Genomic DNA, 22,913 nt, shown 5'->3' on the forward strand with positions numbered 1-22,913 from the left:
CTGCCGCCCGCCAGCTTGCGAGCGCGGCGCACCAGGTCAGCGCCGAAGACGTACTCAGCGGCAGCTGGGCCGAGGGCGTCGTACGTGGTCATGACCAGCGTGGTGTCGCCCGCCACGAACTCGCCCCAGCCCGTGGCCCGCATCTCCGCCAGGTCCTGCGGGCTCAGGTCCTCGACACCGCCCAGCTCGGGCAGAGACTCACCCTGGCCGCACGGCTGGGCCTGCGGGGCGAACGCCTCAGCGACCATGCGACGGACCGCCATGCTGCGCGGGGCCTGCCAGGAGCCCTCCCACTCCTGGTGACGGGACTTCTCCGCGCGGCGGGAGTCCCGGTACGCCTGGACGGCGCGCTCCCGGCCTTCCTCGGTCGGCCACAGCGTCACCGCGCCCTTCAGCCGCCCGGCGAGGAACCCCGACGGCCGGTGGACGATGCCCGGGGCGTCGCCGCAGTCCAGGAACGCGATCACCTGGTCGGCCGTCCAGCCCGCATCCGCAACCTCCTTGAGGATCCAGGCGATCCGGGGCACCGCAGCGCGGCCCATCCACGGCGCCTGGCGGATCAGCTCCGAGGCCAGCTGGAAACGGCGCCCGACGCTGTTGAGCTTCCGGCGGCCGCGCTTGACCTTCTTCGGGGTGGGGGAATCGCTCTGCCCGCTTGCGAGCTTGCTCTCAGGGGGGAAGGAAGTAGTACCCGCAGTAGAAACACTGTGGGAACTACCCCCCATTGGGGTGCAACGGACCTCATCCGAAACAGCCGCCACAGCACCCTGGTCAGCACGCCTCCGGACACCCTTCGCCGGGGCCTTCGAGGACGACTTCGCCCGCCGCTTGCGCACCTTGCGGGCCGCCTTCTTCGCCAGCGCCGCCATCAGCTCCCGGCCGGCCTCCGCGATCCCCGTCATCCGCCGCCCGGTGCCCTCACCGGCCGTGCGCACGCCCAGCGCCACGTCGAACTCAACCGGCACCATCCGCGCGAACTCCGACGCCTGCGCGGCCGCACCGCGGACCCGGGTGCCCCGCACGACGTACGCGAGCAGACCGGCCTCCCGCAGCATCCCCAGGTGGTACTCCACCGACCGCTCCGACAGCCCGGTGCGACGCACCAGGTACTCGATCCCCGGACGACACGGGAACAGCTCCGCGAGCTCCTGGGCGACGCGCACCGTCGTCGGCCCGAACGAGCGCGGCCCGTGCGACCGGTAGCGGCGCGGCTCGTACAGCCCGGACCCGGCAACCCAGTGGACCGCCTGCATCCAGGAGTAGCCGTCGCCCGCGATCCGGCCCGCCGACGTCGACAGCCACTGGCTCACCTCCGGCACGTACAGGCCGGGCAGCGCCTCGACCGCGTCGTCTTCGATTGACGGACGCGGGGCGGGAACCATTGCGACGGCCGGTGCCGCCCCGGCGCTCACCGACCTGCCTCGTAGCCCGGCTCTGGAGGCAGAGTTCGTGAGCGGGTGACGAAGCGCGGTTGGAGGGTTCCCAAGTTGAGGGGATATTCGGGATGAATCGGACTGCGAGGCCGTGCGGCCAGAATGTATGAAAGGCCATGAACCTGCGCGAAACGGGCAATGGCGGGCTGGCGAAAGCTTGGATCGTGGTGCAAAATGACAACGCCTTCCTCGGCATGGAGGGCATGACAAAGCCCCTCGTGGTGCTTTGTGGTTCGGGGAGAACCAAAGATCGAACTGTTCGATGCGGCTGCAACCGGTCGAACAATCCCTCCGCAGGAGGCCCTGCAAGGCCGAGCGGAGATTTGATGGGCGCTGGGGCCGAGGTGACTGCAATCACCGGAGGCCGAGCGACCCGGGCGGCCAGAAGACCCGCTATGCGGGCGCCGCCCTGCGGCCTACGTCATCTCAATCCCCTCGGCAGAGGTGCGCCCGCGCTCGGAACGGCCCGGGAAAACAACGAAGGCACCCGCCGGAGCGACGGCGTTTGCGCACGTCATCGCTGCCACGGCAGGTGCCTGGGTGTGTAGTTGAACGAGGGTACGGGTACCCTGAGTCACGTCGAGACCCCTTATCGGTCGTCGGCCGCCATCCCCGGAGAGCCACCTCGCGGGGATTAAGTCTGTCGTTATTGATCTTTTCTGCGGATACTCTACCCCCGTGGCAGCCCGTCGCGTCACCCCAACGCCCACCGTGTTGCCGCTCACCGAGAGCCGCCTGACGGCCCGGCAGCACAGACCGGCTGGATACCGCATCGAAGGGCGGGAGACGAGCACGGCATGATGATCAGCATGACCGCCGACACCCCGCTGCACAGCTACGCCCCGCCCGCCCGGCGCCAGGCGTACGTGACGGCCATGCGGCAGATTGCCGCCCAGCGCCAGCCCGGCTCGGTTCGTATTTACTTCAGCGCCCCGCCTGAACTCCGTGCCCGCCCCAACTGGGGTCGGCGCCTCGACGACCTCCGCGAAGCCCTGCCGAGCGGAGTCGAGATCCTGCACTACGACACCGCCCTCGGCCTCGACGCGGACTACCCGTCGGCCTGGCCCCAGCTGGCCGCGACCCTCGACGGGCTCGTCGTCGCCGGCCTCCACCCAAAATCCCACAAGCCGCGGATCCACGAACTCGGCCCCATCGGACGCCAAGAACTCATCACGGTTGTGCCCACCGGTCGGCCCGTCCTGCTCCACAGCATCGAGCACGGCCTCGTCCCCGTCCTCGACTGCCAGCCCAAACGGTCGGGCCAGGAACCTCACCAACGGCTCCGCTTCACGATTCCCCGAGACTGGGAACCGGATTCCCCCACCCTGCAGGCCGCCCTCGAGGCACTCAGACCCGCTGCCACCGGGACCCCGCAGGACGAACGACCGGACGTGTCGCCGCACCTCTCGCATCCCTTCGCTGCACCTTCCCGATAAGCCCGCGAGGCCGAAGCCCCCGGCTGTAACGGCCACGACCTGAACAGGACTATCAGGCGTTGCCAAGGGGAGCCGACGGGGGAACCGTGAGCCTCCCTTCAGGCGGGAAGGAAGGTGGCGCCCCGTCCCGACTGACGAGAAGAGAGCAGCCCTTCGACACCCGCGAAAGGCCGTGTGCTGCTGCAGGGGCGGAGCTGACGTCAGACCCGAGCTCGCCGCTCGCCTAGCGGCGCCGTCATGCACCGCCTCGCGCAGGACGCCGTCACTCCTGCCAATCGCGCCTCTCACGAGCGCACCTGTACGAGGGCGTGGGCTCCGGAAGTCCGCCACTGTGGCGATGTTTCGTTGAGCCCCGCGAGAGTGCCCGTCTCGAGGCCGATAATGACGTCCGATTTCAGCGTGCGGAGCGCCGCGACCCGGCCCGGGAAGTAGGTGGTCACCTCAGCGAACGGGGTTGTCGGCTCCCACCAGCGGTCGCCGGTCAACCGCCGGTAGTTCAGGTCGCCCTTCAGGATCGTCACCGTGGCCGACGTGAACTCGTGCCGCAGTGCTTCCGGCATGGCGGTGAAGTCGAATGGTGCACAGAAGAACGAGTTCGCTCGGACGTGCAGCCGTCCGAGTGCGGCTGCCTCGCGCAGCCGTTCCCCCACGGCTTGGGCCTCGCCCTTGCTGAGGAGAAGCGCTCGCAGGCAGTCGGCGACGTCTGCGAGCGTGGCGTCGGAGACGTAGTACGGCGACGGTTTCACGTGCAGTATGACCTCGCGGGCTAGACCGCGCGTGAGGAGGTGGTCGATGAGGACCAGGTCTGCGACCATCTCGCTGCCGGCGTTGTCAGCGATCAGGGCGACCGTTCCGCCGGCTTCGGATCGGAGGAGGTCCCAGAGACGTGCGCTGTCGTCGGCCACGAGGCTGGAGGCCTCGGTCCCCCGGCCCGCAGTGATTTGGAAACTCAGGTCGGCGCGGTTGCCCCAGATACTGGACAGCAGCAATGCCTGTCCCAACTCATCGTCAGCCAGTCCGACGACATCGTCGAGCGCGGCGATCTCCGCCGCCACCACCTCGCCCGCGAGCTCGGCCCGCTTGAGCGGAGTGAAGGGATCGATGCCCCGCCACGGCCCCTCAAAGTAGCCGACGGCCTCCAGGAGGCGCCGGTAGAAGAAAGACTCTGCCCACAGGAACGGCACCTCCGCCCACGGGCGGCCGTAAAATTCACTGCCCCACTCCTGCCAGAGACCGGCGTCAGCGGCGGTGTCCGGAAGCGGGCGGATCACGCCATGGACACCCTCCTCCGCAAGTGCGGACAGTGCCCGGTGCTGCTCAGGGCCGAAAGGCCAGGCCGCGACGAGCCTTTCAACAAGCGCCGGATGCCGCTTGGCGAACACGTCGCTGGCAAAGGGCGACTCCTCTGAAATGATCACTGGAGCCTGCTGGGTCATGAGCGTCTATCCCTCTCGGAGCAGGGTCAGGTTGAGGTCAAGGTCAACCACGCCGGCGGCGCTGCCGACGAGGATGCGGCCCTGAACCGGGTCGTAGGCCGCGCTCGACGCACTCAGACCCGCTGGCACCGGGACCCCGCAGGATGAACGACCGGACGTGTCGCCGCACGCCCGCGAGGCCGAAGGCTCGGCTGTGACAACCACGATCTGAACAGGCTTTTCAGGCGTTGCCAAGGGGATCAGACGGAGTGCTCGTGCGCCTCCCGGCAGCCGGGAAGGAAGGTGGCGCCCCGTCCCGGCTGACGAGAAGCGAGCAGCCGCTCGACGCACGCGATAGACCGCGCGCTGCTGTCGGGGAGGAGCTGTCATGACGCCCGAGCTCGCCGCTCGGCTAGGGTCGCCGTCATGCCCCGCCTCGCGCTCTTCGACCTGGACAACACCCTCGTCGACCGGCGAGCGGCCTTCGTTGTGTCCGTCTCCGGGATGTGCGAGGCGGCTGGCTATGGGCCGGAGATCGAGGGCTGGATGGTTCACGAACTGGCTGACCGGGCAGGCCTTCAGGACTTCGCTCGGCTCCGTGAGGCCTTTGCGCTGGAAGAGCCTGCTGCCCAGCTCTGGCAGACCTACATGGACCGGATGGCAGCCGCCGTCACCTGCCGCCCCGCTGTCCTCGAGGGCCTGGCCCAACTCCGATCCGAAGGCTGGACGATCGGCGTCGCCATCAACGGCGCCCCTGACATCCAGCGAGCCAAGCTCACGGCGGCAGGCATCAGCGCGCTGGTTCACGGGGTCGCGGTCTCGGGCGATATCGAGGCACGCAAACCAGACATACGCCTCTTCGAGCTCACAGCCGCCCGCTGCGGCACGAGCCTCTCCGAAGGCGGCTGGATGACTGGCGATCAGCCAGTCGGCGACATCGAAGGAGGACGCCAGGCTGGCTTGTCCACCATCTGGCTCCGTCGCCAGCAGTGGCCGGACGACCTTGCTCCGCCCGATCACACCGTCGATGACGTCAGCGACGCCATCACCTTCCTGCTCACCGAGACGGAGTAGCACCGTGCACCAGCCCACCATCGGCATCCTCCACCCTGGCAGTATGGGCGCCGCAATAGCCGCCTGCGCCGCGAACAACGCAGCCGCGGTCCTGTGGTGTGCGGAAGGCCGCAGCCCGGCGAGTACTGCACGAGCCGAGCAGTTCGGCCTGACGGCGGTGCCTACATTGCAGGAGCTGCTGGACCGGAGCGACATGGCCATCAGCCTCTGCCCGCCGGCCGCCGCCGAGGACCTGGCCCGCAACGTCGCTGCCCGCCGATTCAACGGCGTGTACGTGGAGGCGAACGCGATCAACCCTGAGCGGTCCGTACGGATTGCCGGGTTGCTCGGACCAGCCGCGACCGTCGTAGACGGTGGCGTCGTCGGCTCTCCGCCGGTGCGCGGCAAGACGTCAACGCTGTACTTGTCCGGCCCGCCCGCCGCGACCGCATGGGTCGAGGAGGCCTTTGCGGACACCGCGGTCCGGACGAAGGTTCTGGGTACCGAGATCGGGCAGGCGTCCGCCCTGAAACTGGCATACGCCTCGTTCCAGAAGACCTCGCGCGTGCTGGTGGCGCTCGCGATCGGGGTGGCGCGCGAGCACGGTGTCGACCAGGAGCTCGTCGAGGTCGCCTCGCGGCGCACCGACTCGTATCTCTCCGAACCCGAGTACATCGCCAAGGCCTCGGCGCGCGCCTGGCGGTGGGGACCGGAGCTGGAGGAAGCCGCCGACATGTTGACGGCCGCAGGCCTCCCGCCGGAGATGTTGCGCGCGGCCGCGTCGACGTTGGCACGGTGGGACGACGCCAAGGACGACGGCGAATTGACGCTCACCGACGCCCTTAAGCGGCTCACCCAGCCGTAGCTCTTAGTCATGCCGTCGCATTCCCCGCCCGCTGGACCAGCAACTGGTCGATGAGCCGGGCCGACTCCGCCGGCGACGTCACCGTCGTGTCCACTGTCAGATCCCACCCTGTGTCCGGGTGGGCATCCAGGTCCTTGCGGGTGGCCTCCCAGGCCGCAAGACGCGCCACAGTGTCGCTGTCCCCCCGAGCCCCGGACCTCTGCTCGGTCACCTCCCGCGGGCACCACAGCAGCACCACCGCCCAATCAGCCAGATAGCCATCGACCACGGCGCGGATGCCATCGATCTGACCGAGGTGCACCACCGGCACCCCGGCCGCGAACGCTGCGTCGACGCCGGGCCGGTCGATCACGTAGGTATTGCCGTAGCGGCTGTTTGCGTAGACGACGTCGCCCACGGCCTCCAGGTTGCGCAGATGTTCGCTGGTGCCCATCCGGTAGCCGGCGCTTTTCCCTGAGCCGATCTTGAGCCGCGCAAACTGCCCGTACCGGCCGTCGAGCTTGGCGAGTGCCGCGGTGACGGTGTCCTTGCCCGCCGCCGGCGGGCCGTACAGAATCACGCCCTGCTGCGGGATCATGAGTACATCGCCCCCATCGCCTGCCGTGCTTGGTCGGCGAGCGAGACTGCGGTGCCGAGGCGGTTGTCGACGACCATGTGCGGCACCGCCGGGCGCAGCTCCAGGTCGATCGTGGCTGTGTACTCCTCCCACCGCTGCAGTTTCCAGGCGTCCCGGGCGGCGGAGCGGAAGGTGATGTACTCGCGCATCGATTCTTCGTCGCAGCAAACCCAGACGGGGAAGACGTCAACGCCAAGGGAACTGGCGCGGTTGGTCAGGCGCTGCATCCATGCCAGGTCTGTCATCTCCGCGATGAACGGCGCGGTCAGCACGGTGCTGATGCCGCATTTGATGTTGGCCATGGCCGCCTGCATCAGGCAGTCGTACTCCACTGGCCGGACACGCTCTCTGTAGAGCTCCGTGTGCCGGTCGTTCGCGTCGCCGCCCAGCGCGACCAGGAGGCGTTCCACGAGCGGGCGGGTCAGCGGGTCCTTGTCAAGCAGCGGCCACCCGGTGAGCTGCACGAAGAAGCGGGCGAGTTCGGTCTTCCCGCTACCGGCATACCCGCCGACCAGGATGAGTACTGGGCGGTGCGGGTCGCCGCCGGTGTGCCGGCGCTTCCAGGCGTCGATGATCCGCTGCTGTAGAGCGACGTGGTCAGATTCTCCGCTGCCGGGCGCGATGCGGTGGATAGCCCGTTCGACGGCCAAGACGTGAGCCCCGTTGAGCCGGTCGTCCATCGGCGTGATCTTGAAGGACGTCTCCTCCCCTGGCAGAGCAGTGCGGAACCCGAGGTCCGGCTCGGTGGCCCGGTAAAGGAGGCAGTAAGCGCGCCGGTAGTGCGGGCCGGGATAGACCTCGCCCTGCTCGTGCTGCCACAAAGTCTGAGGATTCGCCGCCGGGATCCCCCTCAGCTTGGCCTGCTCCGCAACCTGCCGAAGCCTCTCGCCAGCCTTCTCCAGGGTCAGACCATGGGCCTCACGCTGCTCACGTAACCGTTCCGGCCGCCACCCCACTCGGTGCTTCCCCACCCTCTGCCCCTCCGTCATCATCATGGGCGCGAGCCTAGGCCGCGCGCCCCAAATCCCATGTGTACGCGGATGTTGAAACCCGTGAATGGACGTGCGTACGGGCTTCGACAAGCCGCTGTGATGTTCCGTGGCCCCCACCGCGAGTGTGATTGCCCCCACGAGACGCAGCAGTCGAAGGGGCAAACTAGTGATTGGTGTTCAACAGGGCGACGGCCGACACGTCGGGGGCATCAGCTTGGGCCACTGTTCATGCGGTGACCGCGAGGCGGCTCGTGAAGCCGGCCTGGACGAGCCGCTCGTACGCGGCCTTCACGTTCGGCGGAACGGGAACGTCGGCCATGAAGCCCTGCGCCGGGTAGATCATGATCCGCTGCAGGGCTCCGATCATCATGTCGACGACGATCCGTACGTCACCGATGGAGTCGACGTACTCGGTGAGCTCCATCGGCGCCGAAGTGCACACGAATGCGACTTCGGGCCACAGCTTCAGGGCTGTGGCGTAGGCGCGGCGCTGTTCGTAGGGCTTGCACACGAGCAGTACGGAGGACACCGAGATGTCTGCGGCCTCAAGAATCGCGCGGGACTGCGTGATGTTCTGCCCGGTGTTCGTAGCCGTTGGTTCCACGAGCACGGCGTGGTCGGGGACGCCGAGGCTGAGCGCGTGTTCGCGGTAGGCGACCGCCTCGCCCTGAGGGAAGCGGTCCTTCGTCGTTGGGGAGGTGGCACCGCTGAACACGATCACCGGTACCAGGCCGTCGAGGTAAGCCTGGGCGGTGACCGTGGCGACCCCCAGGTCGTGGCTGCCAAGTCCGATGGCGACCGAGCATGGGCGCGGCGCGTGGTGCATGTGGTGGTAGTCCCAGACAGTCTGGGAGTCCGTCCACTCCTGCTCGGTGAGGGCAAGCCTATTGGCTTCGGCCCGTTCGAGGTCTGGCAGCTGGGCGGCCCATGCGGTGAACGCCGCCCGCGCGGCGGCTGGTTCGCCGCCTCCCAGGGCATTTGCGAGCTGCGACCAGGTGGCACCCTGACGCAGGCCGTCGCGGACGAGCTGCTGCTCGTGGTTATCGAGGGCGTTTCGCATGGCCGAGTTTAGGGCGAGTGCGGCAATGGCGTCGGTGGGGTCGCCAGCGCTCTGGCCGAGGGCGTCTACGCGTTGCTTGAGGCGGTCGAGGTGGCGTTCGCGCCTGTGGGCCATGAGCCCCACATCGGTCGTGGGAACGTCGCCGGGTGTGGTGATGACCGCGGTGTCGATTGCCTGCGGCCTTCCTTCACTGGGCATGGGGGTCCCTCTCGTTGTCCCGGGCGGAGTCGGGGATCTTGAAGCGGTAGCGCCAGGTGAACCGCGATGCAGCGTGGATACCGATGGCGTACTCGACCACGTAGCCGGTTTCGGTCTGCGTGGTGCGGTGCAGCTCCACGACCGGTTCACCAGGCGGGAGCTGCAGTTGCTGAGCCTCGGACGGCGTCGGCATCCGAGCCTTGATCTCTTCTTCCATCTCGTCGACTTCGAGCCCCTGTTCATACAGAACCCGGTACCCGCCTCCGCGCCCGGCTGGCCCGGGAGAGGGATCAACCAGACGTGTGCCTTCGACATCCTGGGGCCGGTAGTAGCTGGTGAGGGTATGTGTTGGCTGGCTGCCTTCCCTCACCAGCCGGGCTCGGGCGTAGACCTGGGCCCCCTTCGGCAGGCCGAGCGCCTCGGCGGCCGCCTCTGGAGCGGTGACGAGCGCGACCGTCTGTGTCTGCTCACCGCGTTCGTAGCCGCGGCCGCTTGCGACGCGATCGGCGATGAAGGCGACCTCGTCACCGTCGCGCCATTTGGCCTTGTCGTAGCGAGAGATGCCGAGCCGCTTCAAGGGCGGCCGTGTGCGGGCGTAGACGCCACCACCTTGTCGGCTGGTTACCAGCCCGGCGTTCTTCAGCCGCATGACGGCCTGGCGGATCGTCTCGCCCGTAACGCCGTACCTAGCGACCAGCTCACGGGTGGTCGGCAGTTTCTCCCCCGGCGCGATGGCACCCGTCTCGATGTCGGCCCCGAGGTCGTCAGCAATGCGCTGCGCCTTGGGTCGGGAGTCGCCATCTGCGGTCGTCATGCAGGCAGAGTACACGACATCACTAGTGAACTCTTGACGAGGTGGAGTCGGCCCCGTACTGTCAACGCAAGCAACTTCACTAGTGAAGTTGCGCGGGTTCGCCAGTGCACTCCTGTGCCCGAAATGCACTACCGGAGAAGCAGTAGGGGTTACCGCTTGCCCCTGTCGGGGTCCCCACGGACCCGGTTCTCCCACCCGGAACCGCCCTATGGCGGGGCCGGATGAGGGAGCCGGACCCTCGGGCCCTCTAGTACCGCCCAGCACACCGCAAAACAGCAGGAGTCAACGCCTCTTCGGAGGTGGCGGCAGTGGGGTTGAGCCCGCGCTCCCCCGGCCGACGACGCCTGTACCGAATAGCTCCACTCGATCCACCCCTGAACAGCGAAGTTGCGCTGTCTGTCCACCAGACCGCCGGGCAACCGGCTGGCCTGGTGGGCGGAGAGAGCAGCACCGCTCCCGAACAGGAGGACTCGATGCCTCAGATCCGCCCCGGCCGCGTCCGTACCAAGCGCGACAACCGCCGTAAGCCGCTGCTGCTCAGCAGCATCAAGCCCCAGGACATCAACGTCCGTGATGGGGAGGTCAAGTCCATCGTCTGCCCCGACTGCCAGACCTGGCGTCGGCTGATGGGGGAGACCAAGCTTGCGATCCGTGAACACTGCGTCAGCGACAAAGTGGCTGACGGCGCCAAGCGGGACCGCTGCCACGGCAGTAACCAGGTCGTCAAGCTCGACATCAGCCTCGAGCAGTGGAGCGAGGCGATGCTCGAGGCCGACAGTACGGCCATCGGCCGCCGCTCTGCCCGCCAGCACTACAAGCCGCTTCCGGCCCCGGCCGCGGCGGTCACCAAGATGAACCCGGCGCCGGTGAGCGCGGCCAGCGCGCTCGACGCCTACCGCGAGCACCTCAAGAAGTGCAGGAAGAACGGCGTGGTCGGCCGCTGCGGCGGTAGCCACCGCTGTGCCGACGGAGCGCGGCTCGCCGGGTTGTACGAGCGGCTGCTGCGCACGCAGCCGCGTCGCGACCGCGCCCGCCAGGAACTCGCCGCCGTGCAGGTCCGGCTGGAGCGCCGGTACGTTGCTGCGATCGCGAAATACGCTGCGGCCGAGTGGGCCAAGCAGGGACCGGCGACGAGCGACGCGAAGAAGGACACGGCCAAGCGCGGCGGTACGACGGTCGAAGAGGCCAACAACACCTGCCGGATCCACCCAGCCGACACGGTGTCCGAATTCCGCGGCCTTGAGGTACCGCTCACGACGCTGCGGATCACTGCCTGATGCGCACACCACGACGAACGACCACGGCCGCTGCCGCCCCGGCGAATTCGGGGCGGCCGGGGCCGTGGCTGCTCGTACGGCAGTCAGGTGAACGCAGCAGCCCCGGGGACCGTAATTCCCCGGGGCTGATCTCACGCACTGGACCCAATGGGAGGCCCAGATGACCGTCAGCATGACACAACGCATCCCCGCAGCCGCGACCGACGACCCGCTGTTCCTCGAAGGCCTGCGCCGGGTCGTCGATGCTCAGATCGGACCGCGCCGCGCGGGGGCGATCTACCAGAACGTGGACGGGGCGTTCGAGGTTCTCGCCCTGGTCCGAGACCCGGAGCAGGCCCGCGCACTACTCCGACGCCGCGGCGCCCAGTGGGCCGTGATCGTTCGGGACGTGCTCCGTCCGGACAGCCAGCCCGTCGCGGTCGGCTCTGTGTGGACGACGTCGGACCACCTGGTCCGCGAGGCCGACACTCAGGCATCGGCCGGGCAGGTCTGCAGGGACTGCGACGGGAAGCGCGGTCGGATGGTCGACACCAGCAGTGACGGCGTGACCCGCCAGACCTGGAAGTCCTGCACCACATGTGACGGCACCGGACAGGCACGGTGATCGCTGTGGATTGGCGCCATAACGCGGTCTGCCGCGAAGAGGACCCCGAGCTGTTCTTCCCGGTCGGCAACACCGGCCCGTCCTTGCTGCAGATCGAGGAGGCCAAGGCCGTCTGCCGCCGCTGCCCCGTCAGGAAGCAGTGCCTGCAGTGGGCGCTGGAGTCCGGTCAGGACGCCGGCGTCTGGGGCGGGCTGTCCGAGGACGAGCGCCGGTCGCTGAAGCGGCGCGCCGCCCGTGAACGGGCCAGGAACGCGGCGAGGGCGACGGCATGACCGACACCGATCATCAGCGCCTGGAGGACGAGGTCCGCAGGGTCAACCAGCAGTCCGCGAACGATCGGCGGGCTCGTGGCTGAGGACTTGTACGAGCGGTACATGAAGGCCGCGGCTGCGGAGCGTGCGCACGGTGAAGCCTGTGAAGGGTGCTCGCTGGACGCACGGTGCGGCACCGGCCAGCGCCTGTACGAGTCGCTTGCGAGGCTCCAGGAGGCGTACATCAACCAGCTCCGGAAGCGGAGCTGACCCGCGGCGCGGGACGGAGGCGTAAGTCGCTGGCCGTTCCGCGCCGCTCTTCACGGCCGGTCGCCCGCCGTACGGGAGACCCGCCCACCCACTCGTCCTCTCGGCCCGGCACGACTCAGGGCCATCCCGCAAGAAAGAGGAACAGATGACTCCTGCCCAGTTCCGCAACCAGCACGGCGGCAGCGACACCTGGACGACCGCCGACTTCGAGTCCTACAAGCACTTGGTCGAAGGCGCCGATCCGGACATTGCCCGTGCCACGCGCGACCGCCTGATCATCATCGGTCGGCACGTTCACGACGGCAGCGTCGTCGTCGGCCTCGCCCCTGTCCCGCTGCTCGCCGCGTAATCCGGTCTGCCGTCTGCCTGATCCGCCCGCACCGGCCACTGGGCCGGGTCGGGCGGTGAAGGGGAGCCGGACAGGCCGCCTCCGTGACCCAAGGAGTTCCCTATGCGTGTCAACGCCCAGGGCATGGCACCTGCGACCTGGTCCCTGTGACTGCGAACTTGCACCGCTTCCTCTACAACGCCAGGCCGGACTACATGCGGCTGCTGCCGCCCGTCGACGCGATGCGCGACATCGACACCGCGCCGCTGAACACCCAGGACGCGGCCGGCGACATGACGGCGGCTGCCATCGCCTGGCTCACCCAGCAGCACGCGACCGCCAACCGGCAGGCAGAGCTGCCCGCCCAGTCCGACTGACCGAACCACCCGTGGACCGCCCCTGCCGGGGCGGCATCGACCTGGAAGGAGGCGGCGTGGCCGCCACTCGTACCCGCGGCAAGAGGCCCACCGCCCGCAAGGGGCCAGCGGCTTCCCGTCCGGCTCCGCAGCCTGTCGCCTCCACCACACCCGGTGCTCTCCCGGCCCCGGCCGGGACGACGGAGGCGGAGGCGGACTTCGAGGCGCTGACCCGCGTCGCGGACGCCCGGGACCGGGCCGCCGACATCATCGATACCGCGCGCGAGCAAGCCGCGGCCCTTCAGGCGGAAGCGGAGACGGCGGCCGCGCGCACCGTCGCCGACACACACGAGCAGATCACCGTCCTGCTGGCCGACGCGCGCACGCGCGCCGAAGCCGTCACCGCCGGCGCCCAGGAGGAGGCCACCGCCCAGCGGGCGGCGGCCACCGCCGAGGCCGAGACGGTGCGCGAGGAGGCGCAGAAGCTGCGCGGCGAGGCCGACCGGCTCCTGGCCGAGGCCCGCGACCGCGCCGACCAGCTTCTCGCCCAGGTGCGTTCGCAGGTCGTGGAGCTGACCGAGCTGGCCGCCGCCGAGCACCAGGCCATCGCTTCCGCGGTCGCCGAGTTGCGGCGCCTGGCCGAGGCCGACCTCACCGAGATCGGCGCCCTGGTTGAGGCCCGCCGCACCGAGGCCGGGCAGATCCTCGCCCGCGCCCGCGAAGAGGCCGACAACCTGCTCGTCGCCGCGCAGAAGGAGGTCGAGCAGGCCCGCGAGCGCCACGCCCAGCTCGCCAGGGCCGCCGCCGAGCAGTACGACGCCCGGCGGACCGAGGCGGAGGCGCTGTACGCGGACGCGGTCGAGGCTGCCGCAGAGCGGCGCCGGGAGGCCGACGCTCATGTCACCGCCGTCCATACCGAGGCGGAGAAGGCACGCGCCGAGCTGCGTACCGGGCTGCGAGAGCTTGGCGAGAAGTTCGACAGCGAGGCGGCGGCCAAGAGTCAGGCCCTGGCCGAGGAGCTCGCCGGACTGAAGAGGGCGTGCGACCAGCAGCGTGAGCGGCTGCGGACCGAGGCCACGACCGTCGCCCAGGAGCTGCGCGAAGCCGCCCAGAAGGAGGCCGAGCGCATCACCGCCGAGGCCGAGCGTCGGGCCAAGGGCATCACCGAGCGGGCGCAGGCCGGCGAGGCGCGCGCCCGGCGACTGCTGACCGAGGCCCGCGAGGCCAAGCAGGCCGCGTCCCGGTGGCGTGGCTGGCGTCAGAACCTCGGCGGCAAGCTGTGGAAGGCGGCGCCGTGGGTCGCGCTGGCCGCCGGCGTCGGGCTCGCCGCCTCCGGCGAGTACGAACTGGCCCGCATGGTCGGGATCAACGAGTACGTCGCCCCGCTCCTGCCGGTGTCGATCGACGTCTACTGCGTCACGGCCTTCCGGGCCAAGCGCGACATCCCCGCCGCGCTCGCGCTGATGGCGTCGGCCAACGTCGTCTTCCACCTCTCCGAGCAGGCGCACCTCGTGCCCGAGGGCGGGTCGGCGCCGTGGTGGCTGACGACGTTCGTCGTCCTGATCTTCGTGGCCGTCATCTGGCGCGTCCACGCCCTCATGCACGACGACGGGACGGACGGCCACGGCGTCACGGACACGTCCTCCGGTGCAGCCACCGGTAGGCCGGTGCGTACCGGTATGGACGGCGGAAACGGAATGCCTGCCCGTACAGGTACGCACCGCCGGGCGGACGGTACGGACAGCGCGACGTCCGGCCGTACGCAGCCCGCTCACAGCGACCTGTACGCCGCGAACAGCGGCGGACAGAGCGGCGGTACGGGCGCCGGACACGACGGTACGGACCCGACACACGCCCCCTTTCACCCCTCACCCCACGACGGGGCCAAAGGGGCGCTGACCAGGCCGTACAGCGACCGTACATACGGTGTACACACCACCCCTGACGGGGCGACGCGTACAGGTACGGGGCCCCGGGGGCGTGCCGGTACGGCTCACGCGGCCGTACAGGAACGCAGCAGTGCGGTGGGCGTCCGTACACAGTTCGGCAGTGATGCCGTACCGGGCGGCCGTACCGGTACGGCGACCGCCTCATCCCGTGTAACCGGAAGCGGCGGTACAGGCGGTACAGCGCGTACCGGTACGCCTGCCCGGACGGACGGAGAACTCCTTCCGCTCGTACAGGCGCTCCCGCGCGACGAGGACGGCTACGTCACCCTCTACCGGGTCCGTACCGACCTGTCGGTCAACCAGCCCCGCGCCGTCCGGCTGTTGAAGGAGGCCGGCCTGCTGCGGCCCGAGGACGCCGACAAATACCTCACCTGACCCACCCGTCCGGCACACACCAAGGAGGGCCAGCCCGCAGCAACCGGGCTGGCCCTCCTCGCGACTGCCGGAAGCAGCCACCTTCCAGTACAGCACGTTTCCCCTGATCAGAACCCGCTTCCGGCATGCCTGGACGGGCTCGAACCGCATCGAAAAGGAGTCAGCCGCCCATGTCCGGAATCGACTGGGACAAGGAGTTCAGCCGCATGGACCCCCAGACCCCCCAGACCCCCCAGTCCCCGGAGAAGCCGGAGAAGCCCGCGACCTCGCGTCTGTCCGCCGCGGTCGGCGGGATGCGCCGCAACACGGCGGCGCTCGCCTTGTGCGGCACGATCGCCGTCGTCGCCGTGTGCGGCACCGTCGTCGCCGTCACCACCATGCAGGGCGAGCAGGCCGACCAGGAGCGTGAGCGCGCCCAGGAGAAGGCCGCGAACGCCCTGGTCGAGGCGGAGGCCGACAAGCAGCGGACGCAGACCGAGGAAGCCGCGGCCAAGGTCCAGTACGACCGGGAGATGACCGTCTACCGCGAGTGCATGAAGCTCCGCGCGGCGGCGGTCGCCAAGGCGGCCTCGTACGACATCGCGAGGATCCCCACCTGCGACGCCCCGACCCTCGGCGGTGCGGCCTCCAAGTCCCAGGAATCCGCTGATTCCGGCGGCGGTGCCGGCGGCATCACCTCCAGCCCGTGGCTGTGGGTGGCGCTCGTCGGAGGCGGCGGCTTCGTCGCCTACAAAAAGCTCTCCGCCCCCTCCGGTTCGGGCGCGGTAACCCCCATGAACGACAAGGGATTCACCTTCGAGAAGGGTGCATGAAATGACGCTTCAGTTCTTCGCTCTCGCCCTGTTCTGCTGGGCTCTGTTCTTCACCTTCAAGAAGACGAAGGGGAAGCAGATGGTGATCTGCATCATGCTTATCGTCTCCGGGATCTTCCTGCCGTACACGCCGTTCAGCGAGCAGATCCGGACCACCCTGGAGTCGGTGTTCAACACGGCGAACACGACCGTGAACAACATCAGCTCATCGTCACGCTGAGTGCACATCGTGGGTTACCGGTTACCGGTTACAGCCCCCAGGGCACCCCAGGACTGCCCGCTGGGCGGCGCGAACCGGTGTCCCATGGGCCTGTAACCGGTAACCGGTAACCGTCCGGAACCACACAGAGTCACAGAAGGGAGGGCCGTGGAACTCCTCGTACTCCTCGCCATCAGCTACCTGTTCGGCGTGGAAAAAACGCACGGGAAATATGAGCAGGCGGGAATCAAGAAACCCCCTGCTAAACCGAAAGAGAAATGGAATCCGAGCTGGCCTCCGGAAACATTCCGAAATGCGCCGTACAACTTCGCGGCGAAAACTCATTACGGGCTTATGGCGGGTGCCCATTTCGCGGGTGGCCTGCGCGACGGCTGGCGCTCGGCCTACCTCAAAAAGCCGAGCGGAAAGCCTTCCGTTCCCACTTCTGCCGGGCCCACTCCAGGGCCCTCCGCGACCACCGTGCCGCCCAAGCCCAGCACACCGCCGACTACCCCGCCGACCGCACCAACGGCGCCCCCAACGACCGCCCCGCCGACGGCGACCCCGCCTCCGGGCACCCCGCCCCCGACGGCGCCGCCGACAACACCTCCGCCGCCGTCCGCACCCCCACCGCCGACGGCTCCCCCGCCCCCGACGGTGCCGCCGGGGTCCGCAGTCCCCCCGGCGGGCACGGTCCCGCCGCCCCGCACCGTCCCGCTGCCCGAGCACATCAGGAAGGACCCCGCGATGCAGCCCACCCCGCCCGTACCGCACTCCGCGACCGTCGACGACCAGGGCGTCCACGTCACGACCGCCGCCGGGAAGTCCCGCACCTACAGCGGCGGTGAGGTCATGACCCTCACCCAGGTCATCGACCTCGCCGAGGGCTCGGCCACCCTGTGCCAGTCCAGTACCGAGACCTGCCTGGACCTAATGGACGAGGCCGTGCAGCTGGCCGCCGACTGCGACGGGCTCATCACCGAGATCACCGCGAAGGGCGTCGGCGCGAACCTGATCGGCAAGTGCGAGGTGCTCAAGGAGCAGCTCGACCTCCAGGCCGCCGCCGCCAAGGAGCTCCACGACAAGATCCAGGGCGGCGAGGAAGCGTGCCGCACCGCGTCCGCGAACGCGGAGCTCCGCCACGGGCCGATCTTTCGAGCCGTCGCTGACTCCCCCCTGACCAAGCCCGCCGAACGCGACTTCTACAACGCCCGATAGGAGAGGCCCCGCATGAGCGTCACCGAGAGCCTGAAGGACGCCGCGACCTACGCGGCCCTGCGCACCAAGCTGGCCTGGCTCACGCACAAGGTCCACGCGCACGCCCAGACCGTCACCACGCTCGCCGCCGACGTCGACGACGCCGCCGAGCAGATGCAGGACGCCGCCGAGACGATGAAGGCGCTGGCCGTCGACGACGCGACCACCAGCGAGTTCGCCGACGCCGCGCTGACCATGACCGGCGTCAAGGACGCGGCCGGCGCCTACACCTCCGCCGCCGACAGCGCCTCCGCAGCCGCCGACGACGCGAAGACGACCACCGAGAACGACCACGGAGGGATCGCCGAGGCGGTGGAAACCTCCCCCGTCGACATGGCCGAAGCCGCCTTCTACATCCAGAGTTAAGGAGATCAGGACCGTGGGGCCGACCCGAGCACAGTTCATTCAGTACGCGCCCGCCGTGCTCGCGGTGGTGCCTCTCGTCGTCGGCCCCTGGTCCGCCCTCGCCGCCGCGGCGGCCGGAGCGGGAGCGTGGGCCGTCAACGCCTCCGCTCCCGTTCTGCGGTCTTTGATCGCGTGCGGGTTCACGGCCACCGGGTGCGGTATCGCCGCGCACGAGGTCCTCGCCGCGGGCGGGAACCCGCTGATCGCTCTCGGACTCGCGGTCCCGGCCGGGGCGGCCGCCCTGGCCCACCACCGCAACATCGCCGGCCACGTCCCCGCCCTCACGCCCGAGACCACGACCAAGGGCGCGGCGGCCGGGCTGACGTCGCAGGCGCAACTCATCACCGCCTGGTGGAAGGAGTTCATCTCCGGCCCCACCCAGACCGAGGGCCGCAAGCTCATCCAGCCCGGGGCCAACCTGGAGCACCTCGCCCTCGACGCCGACGACGACCACGTGTCGTTCACCGGGATCATCACCCTGCCCCAGGGGCAGCAGGTGCGGGTGAAGGCCGCCGACATCGCCGCCGTCTACCAGATCCCCGTCTCCCAGGTCGAGCTGGGAGACCCCAAGCACTACGCGCCGAACGCCCTGCCCGTCACCGTGCACCTGAAGGTGCCGGCGGCGCAGCCGCAGATCGCGGCCGGTACCCCGACGACTCCCGAGGAGCTGTGGGCCGCGTATGTGGGCGTGCCGGAGGGCGCGATGCCCGGCACCACCCTGACTGTCACCCGCTACGACGGGCCGCTGGACTGGGAAGGGATCGCCACCCGCGACCGCCGGGCGATCGGGACCGTCAACTTGCAGGCCCTCGCGGGAAATTTGGACCTGGAGACGATCCAGATCGCCCTCGCCCCCGGCGACAAGCCCTCGCAGATGGGGATCCGGGTGATGAGGGAACACGCCCTGATGCACGGCACGATGCTCTCCTCGGTCGTGGACGAGTTGTCCATGGATTCCCGCGGCTACGTCCGCGCCGGCACCTACGTCGACGGCCGGCCTGCCCTCCTGCCCCTGGCGCAGCCCGGCTCCGGCGCCCGCCACCTCTATCTCGTCGGCGGGTCGCGGTCGGGCAAGTCCGGACTGCTGGAGCAGATCCTGCTCTGCGCCCACCGCTCCGGTATCGCGGTGATCCTCGCCTCCCCGCAGGCCGGGACCATCGCCGGGGCATCGCTGTCCGCGTACCTGGGCGACGGCCTGGACGAGGCGATGGGCGCGCTGCGCCTGGCCTACGCGATGATGCTCAACCGCGAGGCCCGCTACCGCTCCCCCGCCTTCCCCTTCACCGACCCGCTGGTCCTGGTCGTCATCGACGAGGCACACATGCTGCTGTCGGCCTCCTCGCCGTACCACCTGGAAGCGAAGGCGATCGTGGAACAACTGACCCGCCGGTCCCTCAAGCGGGGCATCGGCGTGGTCCTGGCCACCCAGACCCCGCTGGCCGAAGACCTCGGCAACTCCACGGTCATCCGCTCCCAGCTCCTCATCGGCGGCGGCGCGGTGTTCCTGCGCTGCGCGCGGGGGCAGGGCTCCCTGGTCGGCGCGAACGCGGTCGAGGGCGCGGAGGGCATCGACCTGTCAATGATCCCCTCGCAGTGGCCGGGCCAGTACGCCAAGGTCGCCGACCGGGACATGAGCGGCCTGGCCACCGAGGCCGCCGCCGCGCCCGAGGACGGCACCTTCGGCCTGGGCTACCTCCTCACTCCCGGCTCGCAGGCCGTCCAGTTCCGCTCCCTGCACCTGGACGTGGCCCCCGTCTCCCTTGCCGGAGGCGAGCCGCCGGTCGGGATCGAGGACTGTGACGCCTGGCGGGAGCGCGACGCGATCACCCAGACGCCCATGGTCGACCGCCGCGGCAAGAACCTGATCGGCAGCCTCGCCGACCTCCTCGCCGCGGCGGAGGGCGAACCCTTCTCGCAGGAGGCGCCCCACCCCAACGCCGGCGGGCCTCAGGCAACTTCCGGATCCAGCAGGCCCGGTGCTCCTGGCGTGGCCGCGGGGGCGCCTGACGGACAGGAACTGATCAAGCCGCGCATCCTCGAGCTCCTGCGGGAGCAGTCCATTCCGATGACCGCCGAGACCATCGCCCGAAAGCTGGGCACATCCGCCAAAAACATCAAACCGCGCCTGTCCGAGCTGAAGAAGCGGGACGAGGTCACCAACGAGAACGGCCTGTGGAGGGCAGCATGAACACCCGCACCGAGACCGACTTCACCCCCATCGACCCCGATTTATACGAGAAGGCGTTCCAGCTCCTCGACCCCGCCCCGAAACCCACCGCCCCCGCGGCTCCCGCGCAGGTTCCCTTCAACCTCCCCGCCGCCGCGCCGGTGCGCCTGACCGGCCCGGTCGAGAAGACTCTCACCGACGCCCTCGCCTTCCTCAACACCCACGGCTGGGCCCGGCACACCCTCATCCACCCCGAAGGGGCCCGCTGCTCCATCGGCGCGCTGCGCGCCGCGGCCGGCGCCCGCAACGCCGCCTACCGCGACGCCGGGAATCTCCTCCTGGACGAGGCCCGCCGCCAGCACGGAAAACAGTGGACGTCGATCCCCTCCTGGAACGACTCCCACACCGGAGCGCAGGTGCGTAGCGTGTGGGAGGCCGCCATCCGGCGCGCCCACCACATGAACATCTGACCCGGTTGGAGCTGCCCGTGTCGTTCTCGTTCACCAACCCCGAGCAGGACCGTGACGACGGCCGCTCGTTCTCGTTCACTGGCTCGGACCCGGCTGACATCGACAGGCAGCTCCAGACGATCAGCGACATGGCCCACGAGATCCTCCGTCTCGTCGCGAACGTCCGCCGTCAGATCAACACCTGACCGCCTCCCCGCCCAGAACGCGGAGAACAGACCCCACCCAGCTCAGCCTCGCGCCCCGCCCGGACCCTCCGGGCGGGGCGTCGCTGTTCCCTGCCCGCACACCACCCATCTCTCGGGAGACCGACCACCGTGCGCCGATACCGGTACCGCTGCACCGTCTGCCGTACCACCAGCCCCGTCGTCCACGAGATCGAGGCCCTGGCCGCCGTGGGCGAGACCCACCGGCAGACCCTCCACGGCGGACACTTCCCCGACGACGAAATGGCCGGCCAGATAGACCGCCTCGGCCGCTGGTACGCCGCCCTGCCCCCACTGGCCGCGCTGCACGCCCACATCGCGGACGCGCTCAGCGACCTGCGCGACATCAAGACCGTGGGCCACTACTGGTGGGCCAGCGCCGGCGCCGCCCTCCTGATCGGCGGAGTGGCCGCCCTCGCCCTCCTTCTCGTCGCCTCCGCTCTCTGACCACGGCTCCGACCGCCCCGCCTGGCCACCGGCACCGGCCGCCCCCTACTTCGGAGGCGGCCGGTCCCTGTGACTGGACAGGCCGACCGGCCACCACCTTCACGCCCGGCGACGGACCGTCCGTCGACGGGGCGCAGCACTGCCCGCCATCACATCTGCTGGAGGACAACCCGTGCTCGTACCCCGTCCGCGCCGCCGGATCGGGCGCCCGCGTCCGCAGCGCCCCGGCCCCCGCTACCCGCAGCGTCCCGCCCGCCTTCCCGGCCCCTGGAGCAGGTGATGCCCCGCCCGCGGAAGAAGGGCGCCGCCGCGAGATCAAGAAGGTGCCACGCAACACCGCGCCCCTTTCGGAGTACGGCGTACCTGGCCCGAATGCCTGGCCACCCGCAGGCAGCTACGCGACCGGGGCCTGAACCCCGGCGGGCACGCCCCGGTCGCGGTCCTGCGCTGCAAGGGGTGCGCGTACCGGCCCGACCAGTCGTGCAATCACCCCACCCGGGCCTGGCTCTACAACGTGGACCTCGCCCGGCCGAAGCGCACGCCGACGCTTGCGCAGGAATGGGCGCTGGACCGGGCGATGGCCGCACGGTCCACCTGCCCGGAGTGCCGGAGGCGCTACTTCTGCCTCCCGCTGCGCACCCAGGGCCGCTGCGACCCCTGCGACAAGGGCTACGAGCCCAGCCCCGACACCTACGTCGCTTCCACGGCCCCAGCCATCCACCGGCTCGCCGCCTGATCAACGAACCGCTCGAAGGAGAAGTCACCGTGGCTCTGTTCACCCGTACCGCCCCCACCCCCGCGCCCGAAACCTGGACGCCGGAGGGCACGATCGTCTCCCAGCGTTACCGGGCGCTGGAGGGCGCAACCGTCCTCGTCTACACCGCCGACGCCGGTCGGGGCACCGCGAACTACGCCGCCGCCTGTCTGGGCTGCACCTACCGCGCGGACCAGAACGCCTCGTACAACCCGATGCCGGAGGCAGAGGCCGCCAAGGCCGCCAACACCCATGCCGCGGCCTGCCGGGCGATGCCGCGCGGCGTGCCCGCCCGGCCCGACGACACCGAGGCCGCCGAACTGATCCGCACCCGGTTGTGGCGACACCGCTACGACACCCACCCGCACCCGGTGCACCTTGCTGACTTCAATGTGCTTCGCGTCGACGTCCAGCGCTCCACCGACTGGATCAAGACGCTGCTGGCCTCGCTCGCACAAGCCGAAGCGGGCTTCCTCACCGCGACGCCCACCAGTTCCGGGCAGGGCACCCGCTTCGCCGTTCAACCTTTCGACCGTCCCTGACCGTGCGCCCGTGCACCGCTGTCCTGGTCGCGGCCGCCGTGCCCGCGGCCGTCGTCGTCCTCAAGGCCGGCCACTGGCAGCTGTACGCCGACCGGCATCGCATCGAGCTGAGGCCCCAGCCCCGCCGCTCCTGCCCCGACTGCCGGGGCGCGGGCGGCTGGTGGGTCGACGGCGCGAACCCGGAAATGGAGGCGTGCGGCTGCTGGGTGAACCGGACCGAGCTGTGCGTCCGGCTCCTGCCCGTCCCGGCCTGGCCGGACGAACCCCCGTTCTAATAGCTCAGCAGTGAGCCCGTGCACGGATGTGCAAGGGCCGCCGTGTGAGGTGGAAGCCTGCCGCCGTTCCGGGACTGTGATCCCTCTGGT

26 protein-coding genes are annotated in these 22,913 nt (G+C 69.8%); 20 read left to right on the forward strand and 6 right to left on the reverse strand.

Annotation, left to right across the window (positions count from 1 at the left end; genetic code table 11):
- A partial coding sequence (locus ACZ53N_RS32800) for a helix-turn-helix domain-containing protein (protein WP_469144447.1) occupies positions 1–1,382 on the reverse strand: 1,382 nt, incomplete at its 3' end.
- Between the two features lie 860 nt (positions 1,383–2,242).
- On the opposite strand from ACZ53N_RS32800, the gene ACZ53N_RS32805 reads away from it, so the two are divergent.
- Positions 2,243–2,869 carry a hypothetical protein gene (locus ACZ53N_RS32805; RefSeq protein WP_469144448.1) on the forward strand — a complete coding sequence of 209 codons (627 nt, stop codon included), beginning with the start codon at positions 2,243–2,245 and terminating at the stop codon, positions 2,867–2,869.
- Positions 2,870–3,153: 284 nt separating this feature from the next.
- Here the strand turns inward: ACZ53N_RS32805 and ACZ53N_RS32810 are convergent, their stop codons facing one another.
- Positions 3,154–4,305 (reverse strand): damage-control phosphatase ARMT1 family protein, encoded by a 1,152-nt coding sequence (locus ACZ53N_RS32810; RefSeq protein WP_469144449.1) that lies wholly within the window; start codon positions 4,303–4,305, stop codon positions 3,154–3,156.
- A gap of 405 nt (positions 4,306–4,710) precedes the next feature.
- Here ACZ53N_RS32810 and ACZ53N_RS32815 point away from each other — a divergent pair, with 405 nt between their 5' ends.
- Entirely contained in the window at positions 4,711–5,358 is a 648-nt protein-coding gene (locus ACZ53N_RS32815; RefSeq protein WP_469144450.1) for an HAD family hydrolase, read from the forward strand.
- 4 nt (positions 5,359–5,362) lie between these two features.
- Positions 5,363–6,202 (forward strand): NAD(P)-dependent oxidoreductase, encoded by an 840-nt coding sequence (locus ACZ53N_RS32820; protein WP_469144451.1) that lies wholly within the window; start codon positions 5,363–5,365, stop codon positions 6,200–6,202.
- 7 nt (positions 6,203–6,209) lie between these two features.
- On the opposite strand, the gene ACZ53N_RS32825 is transcribed toward ACZ53N_RS32820, so the two are convergent.
- The 4 genes from ACZ53N_RS32825 to ACZ53N_RS32840 form a co-directional block, all read right to left on the reverse strand.
- A complete protein-coding gene (locus ACZ53N_RS32825) occupies positions 6,210–6,779 on the reverse strand; it encodes a phosphotransferase-like protein (RefSeq protein WP_469144452.1) in 570 nt (189 codons plus the stop codon).
- Positions 6,776–7,813, reverse strand: a complete 1,038-nt coding sequence (locus ACZ53N_RS32830; RefSeq protein WP_469144453.1) for an AAA family ATPase — start codon at positions 7,811–7,813, stop codon at positions 6,776–6,778. Before ACZ53N_RS32830 ends, ACZ53N_RS32825 begins: the two co-directional genes overlap by 4 nt.
- Positions 7,814–8,036: 223 nt before the next feature.
- Positions 8,037–9,068, reverse strand: a complete 1,032-nt coding sequence (locus tag ACZ53N_RS32835; RefSeq protein WP_469144454.1) for a YdcF family protein — start codon at positions 9,066–9,068, stop codon at positions 8,037–8,039.
- Positions 9,058–9,882 (reverse strand): GntR family transcriptional regulator, encoded by an 825-nt coding sequence (locus ACZ53N_RS32840; RefSeq protein WP_469144455.1) that lies wholly within the window; start codon positions 9,880–9,882, stop codon positions 9,058–9,060. The genes ACZ53N_RS32835 and ACZ53N_RS32840 overlap by 11 nt, the downstream gene beginning before the upstream one ends.
- 473 nt (positions 9,883–10,355) lie before the next feature.
- Here ACZ53N_RS32840 and ACZ53N_RS32845 point away from each other — a divergent pair, with 473 nt between their 5' ends.
- From ACZ53N_RS32845 to ACZ53N_RS32925, 17 genes are all read left to right on the forward strand, one after another.
- Complete coding sequence (locus tag ACZ53N_RS32845; RefSeq protein WP_469144456.1) at positions 10,356–11,159, forward strand: hypothetical protein; 804 nt, start codon at positions 10,356–10,358, stop codon at positions 11,157–11,159.
- Positions 11,160–11,319: 160 nt separating this feature from the next.
- Complete coding sequence (locus tag ACZ53N_RS32850; RefSeq protein ID WP_469144457.1) at positions 11,320–11,763, forward strand: hypothetical protein; 444 nt, start codon at positions 11,320–11,322, stop codon at positions 11,761–11,763.
- Positions 11,764–11,768: 5 nt separating this feature from the next.
- The gene (locus tag ACZ53N_RS32855) at positions 11,769–12,035 is read left to right on the forward strand and encodes a WhiB family transcriptional regulator (protein WP_469144458.1); all 267 of its coding nucleotides are present in this window, start codon (positions 11,769–11,771) and stop codon (positions 12,033–12,035) included.
- A gap of 394 nt (positions 12,036–12,429) precedes the next feature.
- Entirely contained in the window at positions 12,430–12,633 is a 204-nt protein-coding gene (locus tag ACZ53N_RS32860) for a hypothetical protein (RefSeq protein ID WP_469144459.1), read from the forward strand.
- A gap of 146 nt (positions 12,634–12,779) precedes the next feature.
- Positions 12,780–12,989: a hypothetical protein gene (locus ACZ53N_RS32865; RefSeq protein WP_469144460.1), complete on the forward strand. Its 210-nt coding sequence runs from the start codon at positions 12,780–12,782 to the stop codon at positions 12,987–12,989.
- 56 nt (positions 12,990–13,045) lie between these two features.
- Complete coding sequence (locus ACZ53N_RS32870) at positions 13,046–15,292, forward strand: hypothetical protein (RefSeq protein ID WP_469144461.1); 2,247 nt, start codon at positions 13,046–13,048, stop codon at positions 15,290–15,292.
- A gap of 170 nt (positions 15,293–15,462) precedes the next feature.
- Positions 15,463–16,104, forward strand: coding sequence for a hypothetical protein (locus ACZ53N_RS32875; protein WP_469144462.1), 642 nt, complete (start codon positions 15,463–15,465; stop codon positions 16,102–16,104).
- Position 16,105: 1 nt separating this feature from the next.
- Positions 16,106–16,324, forward strand: coding sequence for a hypothetical protein (locus tag ACZ53N_RS32880; protein ID WP_229868326.1), 219 nt, complete (start codon positions 16,106–16,108; stop codon positions 16,322–16,324).
- Between the two features lie 726 nt (positions 16,325–17,050).
- On the forward strand, positions 17,051–17,521 hold the full coding sequence (locus ACZ53N_RS32885; RefSeq protein ID WP_469144463.1) for a hypothetical protein: 471 nt from the start codon (positions 17,051–17,053) through the stop codon (positions 17,519–17,521).
- 12 nt (positions 17,522–17,533) lie between these two features.
- The gene (locus tag ACZ53N_RS32890; protein ID WP_469144464.1) at positions 17,534–17,926 is read left to right on the forward strand and encodes a hypothetical protein; all 393 of its coding nucleotides are present in this window, start codon (positions 17,534–17,536) and stop codon (positions 17,924–17,926) included.
- A 13-nt stretch (positions 17,927–17,939) separates the two neighbouring features.
- Positions 17,940–20,153, forward strand: coding sequence for a hypothetical protein (locus ACZ53N_RS32895; RefSeq protein ID WP_469144465.1), 2,214 nt, complete (start codon positions 17,940–17,942; stop codon positions 20,151–20,153).
- A complete protein-coding gene (locus tag ACZ53N_RS32900) occupies positions 20,150–20,602 on the forward strand; it encodes a DUF6197 family protein (RefSeq protein ID WP_469144466.1) in 453 nt (150 codons plus the stop codon). The genes ACZ53N_RS32895 and ACZ53N_RS32900 overlap by 4 nt, the downstream gene beginning before the upstream one ends.
- 17 nt (positions 20,603–20,619) lie before the next feature.
- Positions 20,620–20,787 (forward strand): hypothetical protein, encoded by a 168-nt coding sequence (locus ACZ53N_RS32905; RefSeq protein WP_469144467.1) that lies wholly within the window; start codon positions 20,620–20,622, stop codon positions 20,785–20,787.
- A 129-nt stretch (positions 20,788–20,916) separates the two neighbouring features.
- A complete protein-coding gene (locus ACZ53N_RS32910; RefSeq protein WP_469144468.1) occupies positions 20,917–21,252 on the forward strand; it encodes a hypothetical protein in 336 nt (111 codons plus the stop codon).
- 409 nt (positions 21,253–21,661) lie between these two features.
- Entirely contained in the window at positions 21,662–21,988 is a 327-nt protein-coding gene (locus ACZ53N_RS32915) for an RRQRL motif-containing zinc-binding protein (protein WP_469144471.1), read from the forward strand.
- A 29-nt stretch (positions 21,989–22,017) separates the two neighbouring features.
- Positions 22,018–22,548: a hypothetical protein gene (locus tag ACZ53N_RS32920; protein WP_469144469.1), complete on the forward strand. Its 531-nt coding sequence runs from the start codon at positions 22,018–22,020 to the stop codon at positions 22,546–22,548.
- Between the two features lie 2 nt (positions 22,549–22,550).
- Entirely contained in the window at positions 22,551–22,823 is a 273-nt protein-coding gene (locus ACZ53N_RS32925; protein ID WP_469144470.1) for a hypothetical protein, read from the forward strand.
- Positions 22,824–22,913: the final 90 nt, after the last annotated feature.

This window comes from Streptomyces sp. NPDC033229, from assembly GCF_055576875.1.